General features: G+C 63.0%; 16 protein-coding genes. 14 read left to right on the top strand and 2 right to left on the bottom strand.

What is annotated here, in order from left to right; translation table 11 throughout:
* Nucleotides 1–6 precede the first annotated feature (6 nt).
* From ACUYMZ_RS12065 to ACUYMZ_RS12050, 4 genes are all read left to right on the top strand, one after another.
* Complete coding sequence (locus ACUYMZ_RS12065; RefSeq protein ID WP_426002874.1) at nucleotides 7–597, top strand: HIT family protein; 591 nt, start codon at nucleotides 7–9, stop codon at nucleotides 595–597.
* Nucleotides 587–1,225 carry a phosphatidylinositol phosphate synthase gene (gene pgsA, locus ACUYMZ_RS12060; RefSeq protein WP_481603546.1) on the top strand — a complete coding sequence of 213 codons (639 nt, stop codon included), beginning with the start codon at nucleotides 587–589 and terminating at the stop codon, nucleotides 1,223–1,225. The genes ACUYMZ_RS12065 and pgsA overlap by 11 nt, the downstream gene beginning before the upstream one ends.
* A gap of 246 nt (nucleotides 1,226–1,471) precedes the next feature.
* Nucleotides 1,472–2,398, top strand: a complete 927-nt coding sequence (gene pdxS / locus ACUYMZ_RS12055) for a pyridoxal 5'-phosphate synthase lyase subunit PdxS (RefSeq protein WP_481603544.1) — start codon at nucleotides 1,472–1,474, stop codon at nucleotides 2,396–2,398.
* 139 nt (nucleotides 2,399–2,537) lie between these two features.
* Complete coding sequence (locus ACUYMZ_RS12050) at nucleotides 2,538–3,791, top strand: CapA family protein (protein WP_481603542.1); 1,254 nt, start codon at nucleotides 2,538–2,540, stop codon at nucleotides 3,789–3,791.
* Between the two features lie 8 nt (nucleotides 3,792–3,799).
* On the opposite strand, the gene ACUYMZ_RS12045 is transcribed toward ACUYMZ_RS12050, so the two are convergent.
* Together ACUYMZ_RS12045 and ACUYMZ_RS12040 are read right to left on the bottom strand one after the other, a co-directional pair.
* Nucleotides 3,800–4,540 (bottom strand): type 1 glutamine amidotransferase, encoded by a 741-nt coding sequence (locus tag ACUYMZ_RS12045; RefSeq protein WP_481603540.1) that lies wholly within the window; start codon nucleotides 4,538–4,540, stop codon nucleotides 3,800–3,802.
* Entirely contained in the window at nucleotides 4,537–5,865 is a 1,329-nt protein-coding gene (locus tag ACUYMZ_RS12040; RefSeq protein WP_481603538.1) for a MurT ligase domain-containing protein, read from the bottom strand. Before ACUYMZ_RS12040 ends, ACUYMZ_RS12045 begins: the two co-directional genes overlap by 4 nt.
* Nucleotides 5,866–5,953: 88 nt before the next feature.
* Here ACUYMZ_RS12040 and pdxT point away from each other — a divergent pair, with 88 nt between their 5' ends.
* The 10 genes from pdxT to ACUYMZ_RS11990 all read left to right on the top strand — a co-directional run bounded on the left by pdxT (nucleotide 5,954) and on the right by ACUYMZ_RS11990 (nucleotide 15,777).
* A complete protein-coding gene (gene pdxT, locus ACUYMZ_RS12035) occupies nucleotides 5,954–6,658 on the top strand; it encodes a pyridoxal 5'-phosphate synthase glutaminase subunit PdxT (RefSeq protein ID WP_426002867.1) in 705 nt (234 codons plus the stop codon).
* Nucleotides 6,659–6,661: 3 nt separating this feature from the next.
* On the top strand, nucleotides 6,662–7,417 hold the full coding sequence (locus tag ACUYMZ_RS12030; RefSeq protein WP_426002865.1) for a YebC/PmpR family DNA-binding transcriptional regulator: 756 nt from the start codon (nucleotides 6,662–6,664) through the stop codon (nucleotides 7,415–7,417).
* 39 nt (nucleotides 7,418–7,456) lie between these two features.
* Nucleotides 7,457–8,029: a crossover junction endodeoxyribonuclease RuvC gene (gene ruvC / locus ACUYMZ_RS12025; RefSeq protein WP_426002864.1), complete on the top strand. Its 573-nt coding sequence runs from the start codon at nucleotides 7,457–7,459 to the stop codon at nucleotides 8,027–8,029.
* A gap of 96 nt (nucleotides 8,030–8,125) precedes the next feature.
* Nucleotides 8,126–8,770, top strand: a complete 645-nt coding sequence (ruvA, locus tag ACUYMZ_RS12020) for a Holliday junction branch migration protein RuvA (protein ID WP_481603535.1) — start codon at nucleotides 8,126–8,128, stop codon at nucleotides 8,768–8,770.
* A complete protein-coding gene (ruvB, locus tag ACUYMZ_RS12015) occupies nucleotides 8,763–9,824 on the top strand; it encodes a Holliday junction branch migration DNA helicase RuvB (protein WP_481603533.1) in 1,062 nt (353 codons plus the stop codon). Before ruvA ends, ruvB begins: the two co-directional genes overlap by 8 nt.
* 156 nt (nucleotides 9,825–9,980) lie before the next feature.
* Complete coding sequence (gene yajC / locus ACUYMZ_RS12010; protein ID WP_442423668.1) at nucleotides 9,981–10,364, top strand: preprotein translocase subunit YajC; 384 nt, start codon at nucleotides 9,981–9,983, stop codon at nucleotides 10,362–10,364.
* Between the two features lie 114 nt (nucleotides 10,365–10,478).
* Nucleotides 10,479–12,230 carry a protein translocase subunit SecD gene (gene secD / locus ACUYMZ_RS12005; protein WP_481603531.1) on the top strand — a complete coding sequence of 584 codons (1,752 nt, stop codon included), beginning with the start codon at nucleotides 10,479–10,481 and terminating at the stop codon, nucleotides 12,228–12,230.
* Nucleotides 12,230–13,219: a protein translocase subunit SecF gene (gene secF, locus ACUYMZ_RS12000; protein ID WP_426002856.1), complete on the top strand. Its 990-nt coding sequence runs from the start codon at nucleotides 12,230–12,232 to the stop codon at nucleotides 13,217–13,219. Before secD ends, secF begins: the two co-directional genes overlap by 1 nt.
* 147 nt (nucleotides 13,220–13,366) lie before the next feature.
* Complete coding sequence (locus ACUYMZ_RS11995; protein ID WP_481603528.1) at nucleotides 13,367–13,564, top strand: hypothetical protein; 198 nt, start codon at nucleotides 13,367–13,369, stop codon at nucleotides 13,562–13,564.
* A 44-nt stretch (nucleotides 13,565–13,608) separates the two neighbouring features.
* On the top strand, nucleotides 13,609–15,777 hold the full coding sequence (locus tag ACUYMZ_RS11990; protein ID WP_481605867.1) for a RelA/SpoT family protein: 2,169 nt from the start codon (nucleotides 13,609–13,611) through the stop codon (nucleotides 15,775–15,777).
* Nucleotides 15,778–15,790: the final 13 nt, after the last annotated feature.

Genomic DNA, 15,790 nt, shown 5'->3' with positions numbered 1-15,790 from the left:
ATGACGGTGGAGGAGAACACAGGCGCGGGCAACCTGCCGGACGACGCCGGGGTAACCGATGATTTCGGGTTGGCGGGCGTTCCGGACGCGTTCCAGCGACTGTGGACTCCTCACCGCATGGCCTACATCAAGGGCGGGCAGGACCAATTCAAGAACAAGGATGACTGCCCGTTCTGCGTCGGTCCCACCCGCAGCGATGAGGAATCCCTCATCGTTCACAGGGGCAGGACCTGCTATGTGGTGCTCAACCTCTTCCCCTACAACCCCGGGCACCTGCTCATCTGTCCCTACCGCCATGTGCCGGACTATACGGACATCACCGTGGAGGAAACTGCAGAGTTCGCCGATCTTACGCAGACTGCCATGCGGGTGCTGCGGAAGGTCTCGAACCCCAGCGGCTTCAATCTGGGGATGAACCAAGGGGTGACCGGCGGCGCCGGAATTGCCGCCCATCTGCACCAGCATGTTGTTCCGCGCTGGGGTGGAGACGGCAACTTCTTCCCGATCATCGCCCAGACCAAGGCCATCACCCAGACCCTTGACGAGGTCCGTAAGGCAGTGGCCGAGGCCTGGCCGGGGGAATCGAATGCTCAATAGGCATGCGCGCGGCTTCTTTACCTCCCTTTTCACGCCCATAGCCCGTTGGCTCCTGAAGATGGGCGTGTCTCCCGACGCCGTCACCATTGCGGGAACAGCCGGCGTCATCTTTGGCGGCCTGGTGCTCTATCCCATGGGGCATCTGTGGTGGGGTTCGGTGATGATCGCCGTGTTTGCTTTCTCCGACGTCGTGGACGGAATCATGGCCAGGCTCCAGCAGCGCAGGGGAGGCTGGGGAAACTTCCTCGACTCCAGCCTGGACCGCCTCGCAGACGGTGCCATCTTCGCCGGCCTGGGCATCTGGTTTTTCACCCAGGGCGGTGATGCTGCCATTGGCGCCGCATCGGTCATCTGCCTCGTCCTGGGCATGGTGGTTTCCTACGTGCGGGCCAAAGCGGAGTCCTTGGGCTACCACGCATCGGTAGGGATCGCCGAAAGGGCCGAGCGGTTGGCGTCCGTGCTCCTGGTCGCCGGGTTGACGGGGCTGGGACTTCCGCCGGTAGTCCTCTTCGCCACGATGATCCTTTTGGCACTCGCCAGCGTGGTCACGATCGTCCAGCGCATGGCCACAGTCCGCAAGCAGGCCATGGCCGAAGCCAACGGCATGGGAAGCGGCGCCCAGGCCTAAACGCAGCAGCGCTTCCAGGGAAGTGGCATCTGACCAGAGTCCCTCAACTGCCGTTGTGCAGCTGTCCTACCAGTTGCGGTTCACACCCGCTGACGGCAGTAATGAAAGTACTGCCGGACCCCGTCCTGCGACTACTATTACTAGTACTTGGTCACCTTGACCTGAAAACCCGGTGCGCGTTGAAAGCGGCCCTTGGCTGCCCGTGTCCCCGGCAAGAAGGTCGTTTATCTACCCATAGGGGTTTTTGTGTCTACACAAGATGTAAGCAACGAAGCCGGTTCGTCCGCGAACAGCGTCACGGGCAGCAGCCGCGTTAAGCGGGGCATGGCTGAGATGCTCAAGGGCGGCGTCATCATGGACGTCGTTAACGTCGAGCAGGCCCGCATCGCCGAGGATGCCGGCGCCGTGGCTGTCATGGCGCTCGAGCGTGTTCCGGCTGATATCCGCGCCCAGGGTGGCGTGTCCCGCATGTCCGATCCTGACATGATCGAGTCGATCATTGCTGCGGTGTCCATCCCGGTGATGGCCAAGGCCCGCATCGGCCACTTCGTCGAGGCCCAGGTCCTGCAGTCCCTCGGTGTGGATTACATCGACGAGTCCGAGGTGTTGACCCCGGCGGACTACATCAACCACATCGACAAGTGGAACTTCACCGTGCCTTTCGTTTGTGGTGCCACCAACCTCGGAGAGGCGCTGCGCCGCATCAATGAAGGTGCGGCGATGATCCGCTCCAAGGGCGAAGCCGGCACCGGCGATGTCTCCAACGCCACCGGTCACATGCGCAAGATCCGCACCGAGATCGCCCAGCTCGCCGCCCTTCCCGAGGACGAGCTGTACGTTGCGGCCAAGGAACTGCAGGCTCCGTACGAACTCGTCAAGGAAGTCGCCGCCACGGGCAAGCTTCCGGTGGTGCTGTTCACCGCTGGTGGCATCGCGACCCCGGCTGATGCTGCGATGATGATGCAGCTCGGCGCCGACGGTGTGTTCGTCGGTTCCGGTATCTTCAAGTCCGGCAACCCGGCCCAGCGCGCGGCCGCCGTCGTCAAGGCCACCACGTTCCACGACGACCCTGACGTGATCGCCAAGGTCTCCCGCGGCCTGGGCGAAGCCATGGTCGGCATCAACGTCGACGAGATCCCGCAACCGCACCGCCTCGCCGAACGCGGCTGGTAGTAAGCGGCTGGTAGTAAGCAGCACAACGACGCCGGAGGGCCGCCCGCGAAGGGCAGCCACCCGGCGTCGTTCGTTAAAACCGTAAGATTCGCGTCCTCAACGGTGGCGCGCCAAGTACTTCCGGCTCCGCGATCGTAGGATGGCGGTTATGGGCAAGATCACACGTATGGGCGCCGTACTGAAGCGGACAGCGATCGTATTCCCTGCGGCCACGCTCTTGCTGATCATGGGTGCATGCGGCGTCATCGCCGAAAATGATGCGCGGGAGCAGAGCGGTTCCCCCGCACCGACCGAAACCCAGGCGCCGACCCCCAGTCCAACGCCGACCCCAACGCCGGGCAAGGGGCCGGCCTGCCCCACGCTCCGCTGTACGTCCATCACCGTGACCGGGGACATGCTGGTGCATACCCAACTCTGGCAGCAGGCCCGCGCGGATGCTGCCGCGGCGGGCCAGCCCGGGTACACCTTCGTGCCGCTCCTGGAAGGGCAGCGGCCCTACATCCGCAACAGCGACCTGGCCATCTGTCACCAGGAAACCCCGGTGGCCACCCCGGACGGGCCGTTCTCCGCCTACCCCTCCTTCAACGTTCCGCCGCAGATCGTCACAGCCGCCAAGGACGTTGGCTACCAGGCCTGCACCACGGCCAGCAACCACACCATAGACCGCGGGACGGAAGGATTGCTCCGCACCCTCGATGCACTGGATGCCGCCGGTCTGAAGCACACGGGCTCCTACCGTACGGAAGCAGCAGCGCAGGAGATCCTGATGCTCAAAACGGAAGCCGCCACGGTCGCCGTGATCATCGGCACCTACGGCCTTAACGGGCAAATCCCGGAATACCCCTGGTTGGTCGATGCCCTGGATCCGGCGGCCATGATCGCGAAGGCGGCCAAGGCGCGAAGCCTGGGCGCAGATATTGTCCTGGGTGTTATGCACGCCGGCGACGAATACGCCAGCGAGCCCAACCTGCAGCAACACGAGGTAGCCCACGCCCTGGTGGACAGTGGCCAGTTCACGATGATCTATGGCCACCACACCCACTCTGTCCTGCCGATCGAGAACTACAAAGGCACCTGGATCGTCTATGGCCTGGGCAACGGGGTCACTGAACTCTCGCCCTGGTACGTCGTCAATAACGAGGGCCTGCTGGTCCGCGCACAGTTCAGCCAGAATGAAGCCGGCCAGTGGACCACCTCCGACCTCGCGTGGGCGCCGTCGGTCATTGTCCGTGATCCTTACCGCTGGTGCTCTGTGGCCAGTGACGCCCCGCAGGGTGTCTGCGCCTCCCCGGCGGCGGACGCCGCCACCCACCAGCGCACCAAGGCGGTGGTGGAGTCGATGGGCGCTGCCACAGCAGGAGCCCACGAACTGCTCATCACCAAGGAGAAATAGATAGGCCCCTACCGCGGACGGCGGGCTGCATGCTCGCGCGCGAGGCGGGCGTAGTCGTCGTCGGGCGTTCCCGGAACGAAGTTTCCGAACCTGCGTTCGGCGGCTGTCCTGATCAGGAAGTCGGCAATCGCCGGGTTCTTCGGCAGCAGGGATCCGTGGAGGTAGCTGGCCACCACGTTGCGGTACCTGGCGCCTTCGTGGCCGTCCTTGCTGTTGTTGCCGGCGCCCTTGGTGACGGTTCCAAGAGGCTCGACGCCGGAACCCAGGGTGGTCTGTCCGCTGTGGTTTTCGTATCCCAGGACATCGCCGAACTCGGGAGACTTGAGGATGACGTTGCCGATCAGGCGCTCGTCCGTTCCATGGGTTTCGACGTCGAGGATGCCGATACCAGGGATGACCGGGCCGGCACTGGTCTTGAAGAACTTGCCGAAAAGCTGGTACAGCCCACAGATCACCAACATGGGTGCGCCGTCGTCGGCCATGCCGCGGAGCAGCTCAGCGCGGGACTGGAGGTCCTCCTGGATAACCACCTGGCCGCTGTCCTGGCCGCCGCCGCCGACAATAATGTCGATGTCATCCGGAAAGTCGTCACCTACGTTGTATTCAAGCAGTTCCGGCTTGTAGCCGTGCCACGTGATGCGCTGCTTCAGCACCAGGGCATTGCCCCAATCCCCGTAGATGTTCATGTCCTTGGGGTAGAGCTGCAGGACGCGAAGGGTTCCCTTGCCGGGCTGGGCTTCCGAGGTCATGAGACCACCTCAACTATGGTGATTTTGGACAGTTCGCGCCGGATGGCGAGCATGGCTGTGTAGGTGCAGAAAATCCGCTTGGGTTTGCCCCTGGAGCCGTCAATGAAGGCGTGCAGGGCCTCATTGATGTCAGGTTCCACGCCACCGAAACGCACGTCGTCGTATTGCAGCCGAAGGGCCATGTCGTACGCGCGGACTCCGGTCAGCAGGTCCACCCCGTTGGTGCGCAAGGAGTCGAACTCCACGTCCCACAGCCAGGACATGTCCCGGCCATCGGCGTAGTTGTCGTTGATCGCGATCATCGTGGCATAGCCGCCTGCAGGGAAGGATTTCAGGCCCAGGCGGAAACCGCTCGGGTTCTTCACGAGCACCAGTTCCAGCGGTTGGCCGTCCACAGTAAGGCTTTCACCACGGCCGAAGGCCGGAGCCACGTTACCCAGCGCCTTGACCAGTTTGGGTGTGTCCACAGCCCCGGTATGGAGGATCGCTCGGGCCAGGGAAAGGGCGGCCGCAGCGTTGAAGATGTTGTAGACGCCCCGCAGCTTCATGGTGGTGGTGACAGTTTCGCCGTCGAACTCAAAGTCTGCGTCCTGGGCACCAACACGGCGGAGTACGACGTCGGCAGCAGGGCCGGCGGGAACGTCGCCGTCGGTGCCGTCCACCGTGGTACCGGGGGAGGCAGTACCTGTCGCCGTACGCATGTCGTCGTCGTTGGGGAAGGTGCTGCGGAGCGACTCGTCGAGGCCGAAGTACCGCACAGACGCGGTTCCGGGGGCCGAAGGCCCGGCCAGGACATCCGCGATCCGCGCTACCCGAGGGTCTTCACGGTTAAGGACCACGGTTTCGGTGGTCTTGACGGCGATGTGTTCCAGCAGCCTGGCGGTCTTGTCGATTTCGCCGAACCGGTCCAGTTGGTCACGCAGGACATTGAGCAACAGGCTGAAGCGCGGCTGGACCTTGTTGACGAAATGAACGGCATGGGCCTCATCCAGTTCCAGGACGGCAACATCGGCGTCCAGGGTGCCTTTCCAGTCCACATCACCGAGCAGCGAGGCTGCGACGCCGCGGGTGAAGTTGCTGCCGGTGCGGTTGGTGAAGACCTTCAAGCCCTGGCTTTCGAGCAGCTCCACCACCATTTTCGTGGTGGTTGTCTTGCCGTTGGTACCGCTCACCACAGCCACGCCGTGGGGGAGTGAGGCCAGCGTCCGCTGCATGAAGCCGGGATCGATTTTCTCCACTACCAGCCCGGGAAAAGCCGACCCTCCACCACGGAGCCGGGACAGGGAACGGACCAGCTTGCCGAGGGGAACGCTGAAGGAAAACATGCTCTGTAATATATCCCAGACGCGGCATGAAGCCGGGGTGGAAGCCGGCCGGGACGGTGTTTGAGGCCCGGGCCACTATGATGGTCGAATGACCCATTCCCTTTCCGACGCTTCATCGCGCCCGGGTGCAGGGCTCCGGATCGGTGTGTTGGCTCTCCAGGGCGATTTCCGTGAACACATCCATGCCGTGGAAGCCGCCGGCGCCCAGGGCATTGGTGTGCGGCGCCCTGCTGAACTGGACGACGTCGATGGCCTGATCATCCCGGGCGGCGAGTCGACCACCATCGATAAACTTTCCCGGATCTTCGAGATCGCGGAGCCTCTTCGGAAACGGATTGCCGACGGCCTTCCGGTGTACGGATCCTGCGCAGGCATGATCCTGCTGGCGGACCAGATTGCCGATCCCGCCACCGACCTCGAGGGCAATCCCCAGCAGACCTTCGGTGGCCTGGACATCACGGTCCGCCGCAACGCCTTTGGACGCCAGCGCGAATCCTTCGAAACCGACCTCGACTTCAAAGGACTGGAATTCAGCGCGGCGGAGGGCGGAACCGTGGATCCTGTCCACGCCGTCTTCATCCGCGGTCCGTGGGTAGAGCGGGTGGGACCTGGCGTTGAAGTACTCGCCCAGGTCGATCCGGACCATGCCACCCACACGGCCACTTTGCACGGATTGGCTAGAATTGTTGCAGTGCGCTCCGGCCACCTGCTGGCCACCTCCTTCCATCCGGAAGTGACGGGCGAGAAGCGCGTGCATGAACTCTTTATTCGAATGATCAGAGGAGAAGCGTAAAGCATGTCAGGCCACTCCAAATGGGCGACCACCAAGCACAAGAAAGCCGTCATTGACGCCCGCCGTGCAAAGTCGTTCGCCAAGCTGATCAAGAACATCGAAGTTGCCGCCCGTATGGGTGGTCCCGACCTTTCGGGCAACCCCGGCCTCGAGCTTGCCGTTACCAAGGCCAAGAAGACCTCGGTCCCCAACGACAACATCGACCGTGCCATCAAGCGTGGCGCCGGGCTGACCGGCGAAGTGGTCGACTACACCGAAATCATGTACGAAGCCCGCGGCCCGCAGGGTTCGGCGCTGCTGATCGAATGCCTCACGGACAACAAGAACCGCGCGGCCTCCGAAGTCCGCCTCGCCATTTCACGCAACGGTGGAACCATTGCCGACCCCGGGTCGGTCAGCTACCTCTTCACCCGCAAGGGCGTGGTGGTCCTTCCCAAGAACGGGCTCAGCGAGGACGACATCCTGATGGCGGTCCTGGAAGCAGGAGCCGAGGAAGTCAAGGACAGTGGCGACAACTGGGAGATCCACTCCGAACCGTCGGACATCCAGGCCATCCGCGACGCCCTGAAGGACGCCGGCATCGAGTACGACTCCGATGAAGTCGAGTTCGTCCCCTCCATGCAGGTGGACCTGGACCTGGACGGCGCCAAGAAGTTCATGAAGCTCGTGGACGCCCTGGAAGACCTCGATGACGTGCAGAATGTCTACAGCAACGCGGACTTCAGCGACGACGTCCAGGCCGCGCTCGACGCCGAGTAGGCACCAAGGAATCTTTACCGCTGACAGGAAGGCCCGGAATTGACTCTTCGTGTATTGGGAGTCGATCCGGGCCTTACCCGTTGCGGCATCGGTGTGGTTGATATTGAACGGAACCGCCGCGCCACCATGGTTGCTGTCGGTGTCGTGGGAACGTCCGCGGATCTTTCCCTGGACAAGCGGCTGCTCGCCATTGCGCAGGCGATCGACGAATGGCTCGACCTTCACAAGCCGGACGTTGTGGCGGTGGAGCGGGTCTTCTCGCAGATGAACGTGAGCACCGTGATGGGAGTCGCCCAGGCCTCGGGTGTGGTGATCGCAGCCGCGGCGCGCAGGAATATCCCCGTAGCCCTGCATACCCCCTCCGAGGTCAAGGCGGCTGTGACGGGAAGCGGCGGTGCCAACAAGGAGGCCGTGACCAAGCTCGTGACCAAGATTCTTCGGTTGGATGCGCCGCCAAAACCGGCCGATGCCGCCGACGCCCTGGCCTTGGCCCTGACGCACGCGTGGCGGGCAGGCAGTGTGGCTGCACCGGGAACGGGCGGCCAAGGGACGCTCACCCCCGCCCAACGTGCCTGGGCGGAGGCTGAGGCAAAGGCGCGGCGGTCGCGGTGATTGTCCGGCGCCCTTGCTAGGGTATTCGTAGATATGTTCGGATAATGTGGCGGTCCAGTCCCACGGGCCGGCGCAATAAATGTCAGGAGCCGGGTTTTGATCAGTTTTCTCCGCGGGACAGTAGCCCATGTTGGTCTGTCCACCGCCGTGATCGACCTCAACGGTGCGGGGATGAGCGTGTATGCCACGCCGCAGACCTTGAGCCACCTCAAAGTCGGCTCCGAAGCAAAGCTCTTCACGTCGATGATCGTGCGTGAAGATTCCCTGACCCTGTTTGGTTTCGCCGACGACGACGAACGCGAAGTGTTCGAGGTCCTGCTGAGCGTCAGTGGCGTCGGACCTCGACTGGCCTTGGCCGTCCTGGCCGTCCATGAGCCTGAGGCCATCCGCCTGGCAGCGCACACTGGTGACAACAAGGCGTTCACCAAAGTGCCGGGAATCGGGCCCAAGGTCGCGGGCAGGATCGTCCTCGAACTTGCCGGAAAGCTGGTCCCACACGGCACCGGTGCCGTTGCGTCTCCCGCCGTGGCGGCGGGACCGGACTGGAAGCCCCAGGTAGTGGCCGCCATGACCAGCCTTGGCTGGTCGGAAAAAGACGCCACGGGAAGTATCGACAAAGCCATGGCGGATTCCCCGGAGTTGGTGGACTCCGGAAACGTCGCCCAGATCCTCCGCGCAACATTGCGCTGGCTTGGGCAGGATGGCGCGCGTGCGGGCAACCGCGTAGGCAGCCGTGGCTGAGCAGTCACTCGTCGCGGGAGGCGAGGAGCCGGAAGAGCGGGTCATCGAGGCGGCCCTCCGACCCAAGAATCTTCATGATTTCGTGGGGCAGCACCGGGTCAGGAAGCAACTCTCCCTGGTTCTGGAGGCCTCCCGCTTGCGTGGGCGGAGCGCCGACCATGTGCTCCTGTCCGGTCCGCCGGGCCTGGGCAAGACCACACTGGCCATGATCATCGCGGCGGAAATGAACGCACCGCTGCGGATCAGCAGCGGGCCGGCCATCCAGCACGCCGGAGACCTTGCGGCCATTCTGTCCTCATTGTCCGAGGGCGAAGTGCTTTTCCTGGACGAGATCCACCGTATGTCACGGCCTGCGGAAGAAATGCTGTACATGGCCATGGAAGATTTCCGGGTGGACATCGTGGTCGGCAAGGGTGCCGGGGCCACAGCCATTCCACTGGAACTTCCGCCGTTCACCCTTGTGGGTGCCACCACCAGGGCAGGGTTGCTCCCCGGGCCGCTGCGGGACCGTTTCGGATTCACGGGCCACCTCGAGTTCTATGCCGTGGAGGAACTGGAACTGGTTCTTCGGCGCTCAGCCGGACTTTTGGACCTGAAGGTGAACTCGGCAGGTTTTACGGAGATCGCCGGGCGTTCCCGGGGGACGCCGCGTATTGCCAACCGGCTGCTTCGGCGGGTGAGGGACTGGGCACTGGTTCACGGCATCGACCAGATCGACGCCCGTTCCGCATCGGCGGCACTGGATATGTACGAAGTCGACGAACGCGGCCTGGACCGTTTGGACCGTTCTGTGCTGGAAGCTCTCATCACCAAATTCAATGGTGGACCGGTCGGCCTTTCCACCCTGGCGATTGCGGTGGGGGAGGAGCCCGAGACCGTGGAGACTGTGGCAGAGCCCTTTTTGGTCAGGGAGGGCCTGCTGGGGAGGACTCCAAGGGGCCGCATTGCCATGGCTTCTGCCTGGACCCACTTGGGCTACGCTGTGCCGGCCGGGGTCTTCGGACAGGAAACCCTCAGCCTTTTTGACGAGGACCAGACCACGCCGATCGTTTGAATCGCTCCGGTTGACATGATGCGTTCAGCTTTACCCTCTAGACTGGTATGACGCTCGGCACGTTCGAGTCCTTGATCCATGCGTGCTTGCTGGATCGTCGGGGACGTTGCCGTGGACCAGAACGTAAGTACAGAACGGAACTTCCCTGTGGATCCAATGACCATATTGCTGTTCGTCATGCTTGGACTCTTTGTCTTCATGATGTTCCGCAAAAACAAGAAGACCCAGCAGCAGCAGGCTGAGATGCAGTCGAAGTTTGCTCCTGGTGTCGACGTCATGACCAGCTTCGGTCTCTTCGGCCGCATCGTGTCCATCGATGACGCCGAGAACAAGGTTGTTCTTGAGCTTTCTCCCGGCAACGAGGCCACGGTTCACCGCCAGGCCGTCACCAAGATCCTTGACAAGGTCGAAGAAGAAGCCCCGGTGGTTCCGAACGATGCTTCTTCCCTCACGGCCGCGGATGCCGACGCTCCTGCAGCGAACGAGACGCCGGAGGAAACCATCGCGCGCCTCAACAAAGAGGACAAGAAGGACAACTAGCACCGTCAGTCGCGGCAACACCGCGCAAGAAAACTTCTACGGCAGCGGAGAGCCGCCGGCAGGCGCTTACAGGCGTCCGCCGGCGGCTGTCCGGCGATAACAGGAAGATCGAACATGGCACGGACCGGCCCTAAGAACTCAGCCCGCAGGGTGCTGACCTGGCTAGGCGCAATATTCGTTGTACTCACCGCCGTCCTCGGTGGCGGCGTCCTGACCGGCAACGCCAGCTGGGCGCCAAAGCTTGCACTGGACCTCGAAGGCGGTACCCAGATGATCCTGGCGCCCCGGGTTGAGGGCTCCAGCGAAATCAATGAGGAGCAGCTGAACCAGGCTGTTGCCATCATCCGCCAGCGCGTGGACGGCTCCGGTGTTGCCGAAGCCGAGATCAGCACCCAGTCCGGACGCAACGTGGTGGTCAGCCTTCCCGGAACTCCGTCCAAGGAGACCCGGGACCTGATCCAGGCCTCTGCCGACATGAACTTCCGTCCTGTCATTGCCGCGGCGGACCCCTCGGCGATTCCTGAGGAATCCCGCACGCCGGATGACCAGCTGCCCAAGCCAACGGCTGAGCCGGCCAACGCCAGCGACACCAACTGGGTAACACCGGAGGTCTATAAGGAATTCGAGGCGCTGGACTGCGTCAACCCGTCCACGGAAAGGCGGGAACGGTCCGACCCCGCCAAGCCCCTGGTGACGTGCGAGGCTGCCACTGCCCAGACACCGGCCATCAAGTACATTCTTGGCCCGGTGGAAGTCAAAGGCCAGGACATCGCCGACTCCGACTTCACGCAGGTCCAGGGTGCCCAGGGTTCCGTCACGAACTCCTGGGGCGTGAACATCGTCTTCAACGGCAATGCCACCGAGAAGTTCAAGCAGGTCACCGAACGCCTCAACCAGTACTATGTAGCGGCCCAGGCACAGGGCACCGAGGATCCCAAGGCGCAGTTCGCAATTGTCCTTGACGACCAGGTGATTTCAGCTCCCCGCTCCCTGGCAGTGATCACGGACGGACGTCCCCAGATCACCGGCAACTTCACGCAGGCATCTGCCAAGGCATTGTCCGACCAGCTCCGCTACGGCGCCCTGCCGATTTCCTTCGAGATCCAGTCGCAGGAGCAAATCTCGGCAACGCTCGGCAGCGACCAGCTCCGGCTGGGCCTCCTTGCCGGCGTGATCGGCCTCCTGCTGGTAGTGGTGTACTCGTTGTTCCAGTACCGTGCCCTGGGGCTGGTCACCATCGCCTCCCTGGTGGTGGCAGGTGTTTTGACGTACTTGGCAATCGCCATTCTGGGCTGGACCGAGAACTACCGCCTGTCCCTGGCAGGTGTGGCCGGCTTGATCGTGGCCATCGGCCAGACCGCCGACTCCTTCATTGTCTACTTCGAACGCATCCGCGATGAGCTTCGCGAAGGACGTGGACTGGTCTCGGCCGTGGAGAATGGCTGGAAGCGCGCCAAGCGGACGGTCCTTGCGTCCAAGGCCGTGAACCTCCTGGCTGCGTTGGTGTTGTACTTCGTGGCAGTGGGCAACGTGCGTGGCTTCGCCTTCACCTTGGGCCTGACGGCCGTGGCGGACCTGATCGTCGTCTTCATGTTCACGCACCCCACGCTCCAGCTCCTTGCCCGGACCAAGTTCTTTGGCGAAGGCCACAGGTTCTCTGGTCTTTCACCTGACCGGCTCGGCGCCGTTCCGCTCTACCGCGGGGCAGGTCGGCTGCGTACTCCTGACGAAAAGCCCGTTCCCATGCGGACACGAAATGCCGGTGCCTCTGCCGAGGCCGAGCGGCGTATGACCATTGCCGAACGGCGCCTTGCTGCGAAGGGCCAACTGACCGGTACTTCCCAGGGCACCAAGGAGGAGAAGTAATGACCACGAGCTTTGCCACCTTCGGTTACGAGCTTTACACAGGCAAGCGGTCCTACAACTTTGTCGGCGCCAAGAAGATCTGGTTTGTCGTCGCCGCTGTGGCCGTGGCGCTGTCCATCCTGATTCCCCTGCTCAAGGGTGGATTCAATCTGGGCATCGAGTTCCGCGGCGGTTCCGAATTCACCGTCTCCAATGTCAAGACCACGGACGCCTCGCTGGGGGAGAAGGCAGTCCATGATGTGGTTGCCGGCGCGGTACCCCGTGTGGCGAATGTAGCCGGTAACACCATGCGCATCCAGACCGACCAACTCACTGACGAGGAAACCCTCCGGATCAAAGAGGGCTTGACCAGTGCGTACGGTGTCTCCGACAACGAGGTGACGTCCACCTTTGTTGGCCCCACGTGGGGCCAGGACGTAACCCGCCAGGCGCTGATCGGCCTGGCTGTGTTCGTGGGCCTTGCGGCAGTACTGATGGCCTTGTACTTCCGGACCTGGAAAATGTCGCTGTCAGCCCTGGTGGGAATGGTGGTCACCATGTTCACCACGGCGGGTGTCTACGCCCTGAGCGATTTTGAAGTGACGCCGTCGGCCATCATCGGCTTCCTGACGGTCCTCAGCTATTCCCTGTACGACACTGTGGTGGTGTTCGACAAGATCAGGGAAAACACCTCGGACATCGCTACGTCCACCCGCCGCACGTTCGGCGAGGAAGTGAATCTGGCAGTGAACCAAACCCTGGTCCGCTCCATCAACACCATGATGGTTGCCGTGCTGCCGGTGGCCGCGATTCTCTTCATCGGTGCCGGGCTCCTCGGTGCCGGAACACTCCGCGACCTTTCCCTGGCGCTGTTCGTCGGCATCCTCATCGGTACGGCCGCCACGATCTTTATTGCTGCGCCGCTGTATGCCTGGCTGCGGCAAGGAGAACCGGAACTGGTCAAGCAGGCCAAGAGGGTCCACCACCGTCGTTCCGCGGCCGCTGTCTAAAGCGGTTCCGCAGCATTCAGCGTCCCTTGGGCCGGCCTCCGTCATCACGCGGAGGCCGGCTCTTTGACTTGCCCGGTTGCCGCTGGTGTGCTCCCCGGTTGGAGAAGCATTCGGTGACAGGAATAGACTGGGATAATTAAATCGGTCGTGAGGGGTACTTCTGTGGAAGAACGTGCGACGTCGGCACCACCGGCGGGCGGGGAAGACGGTCACGGCAGCGTGACGGTTCCGGCAACCAGCGTTGCCGGGCGGGCTCTTGGTGCTGTCCCCGTGGACGCTGCGGGCTCGCGGCCCACCTTCCCGGGGCGGCGCGAGCGGACCAGGGTCCCCGCCTGGCCCGCCTGACAGGACGCGGTGTCGCACCGTACTCGCCCATTCTTGAACCCTTGCTGCGCACCGTCCGAGCCAATAATCCCAAAGAGGACTTCGACCTCATCCAGCGGGCGTTTACCGTCGCCGAGCGCAGCCACCAGGGACAGAAGCGCAAGAGCGGTGACCCATACATCACCCATCCGGTAGCCGTTGCCACGATTCTTGCCGAACTCGGCATGACCGGCACCACGCTGGCTGCCGCTTTGCTCCATGACACGGTGGAGGATACGCCGTACACCTTGGCTGACCTCACCCGGGATTTCGGCCCCGAAGTGGCCATGCTGGTGGACGGTGTCACCAAGCTGGACAAGGTGAGCTTCGGCGAGGCCGCCCAGTCCGAGACCGTGCGCAAGATGGTCGTGGCCATGGCCAAGGACATCCGGGTCCTCATGATCAAGCTCGCGGACCGGCTCCACAACGCCCGGACCTGGCGTTTTGTCTCGGCAGAGTCGTCCTCGCGGAAAGCGCGGGAGACGCTGGAGATTTTCGCGCCCCTCGCCCACAGGCTGGGCATGAACACCATCAAGTGGGAACTGGAAGACCTGTCCTTCGCTGCGCTCTATCCCAAGGTCTACGAGGAAATCGTGCGGATGGTGGGGGACCGCACCCCGGAGCGCGAGAAGAGCCTCAGCGTCATCCGCAACCAGATCGCGGACGACCTCCGGACCGCGCGGATCAAGGCCACCATTACGGGCCGGCCCAAGCACTACTACTCCATCTACCAGAAGATGATCGTCCGGGACAAAGACTTCGACGACATCAACGACCTCATGGGTGTCCGCGTCCTGGTTGATTCGGTCAGGGACTGTTACGCGGCGCTCGGTACCCTCCATTCGCGATGGAACCCGCTGCCAGGGCGGTTCAAGGATTACATCGCCATGCCCAAGTTCAACATGTACCAATCGCTGCACACGACAGTGATTGGCCCTGGCGGTAAACCGGTGGAAATCCAGATCCGCACCCACGAGATGCATCGCCGTGCCGAGTACGGCGTGGCTGCGCACTGGAAGTACAAGGACCAGCCCAACCGTACGGCCGTGGGTCCGGGCAGTCCCCGCGACGGCGACATGGGCTGGCTGCGGTCGCTGGTGGACTGGCAGCAGGAGACCTCCGATCCCGGCGAGTTCCTCGATTCCCTCCGCTACGAGATCAACGCCCGGGAAGTCTTCGTCTTCACGCCCAAGGGGGAGGTCATGGCCCTCCCGGCGGGTTCCACCCCGGTGGACTTTGCCTATGCCGTGCACACGGAAGTGGGGCACCGGACCATTGGCGCCCGCGTCAACGGCAAGCTCGTCCCGCTCAACAGCGAGCTGAACCACGGCGACTGGGTGGAGATTTTCACGTCCAAGGCCGAAGGTGCAGGTCCCAGCCAGGACTGGCAGCATTTCGTTAAGTCCGCCCGGGCCAGGAACAAGATCCGCCAGTGGTTCTCCAAGGAACGCCGCGAGGAAGCGATCGACCGCGGCAAGGACATGCTGACCCGCGCCATGCGGAAGCAGAACCTGCCCCTTCAGCGGCTCATGACCCACGACGCCTTGTCGACAGTGGCCGAGGACTTCCACTACGTCGACATCTCCGGACTGTATGCCGGCGTGGGCGATGGCCATACCTCGGCCCAGTCGGTCATGGAAAAGCTCATGGAGCAATTGAGCGGCCATGAGACGCCTGATGAGGAGCTCGATGAGGTCAGCATTCCTACCCAGGTGGCCAAGACCAAGTTCTCCGACTCCGGTGTCATTGTGCGCGGTGTAGGTGATGTGTGGGTCAAGCTCGCCCGATGCTGTACGCCCGTGCCACCGGATCCGATCCTTGGCTTCGTCACCCGGGGCTCCGGTGTGTCGATCCACCGGACTGACTGCACCAACGTTTCCGGGCTTCGCGACCAGCCTGACAGGATCGTGGAGGTTGAGTGGGCTCCTACGCAATCCAGTGTGTTCCTGGTGGAAATCCAGGTCGAGGCACTGGACCGCAAGTCACTGCTCTCCGACGTTACCCGCGTTTTGTCCGACAACCACGTGAACATCCTCGCCGCCTCGGTGCACACGTCCAGCGACCGCGTGGCTATCTCGAAGTTCGCGTTTGAGATGGGCGACCCCAAGTATCTGCACCATGTCCTGAACGCGGTTCGCCGGATCGATGGTGTCTTTGACGTGTACCGCACTACAGGCAACCGGCGGCGCAACTAGCAACTCGCAACCA

It is taken from the genome of Arthrobacter sp. T572, from assembly GCF_056780115.1.
The sequence above is the reverse complement of the archived record's forward strand: the minus strand, read 5'-3'. Positions and strand labels throughout refer to the sequence as shown.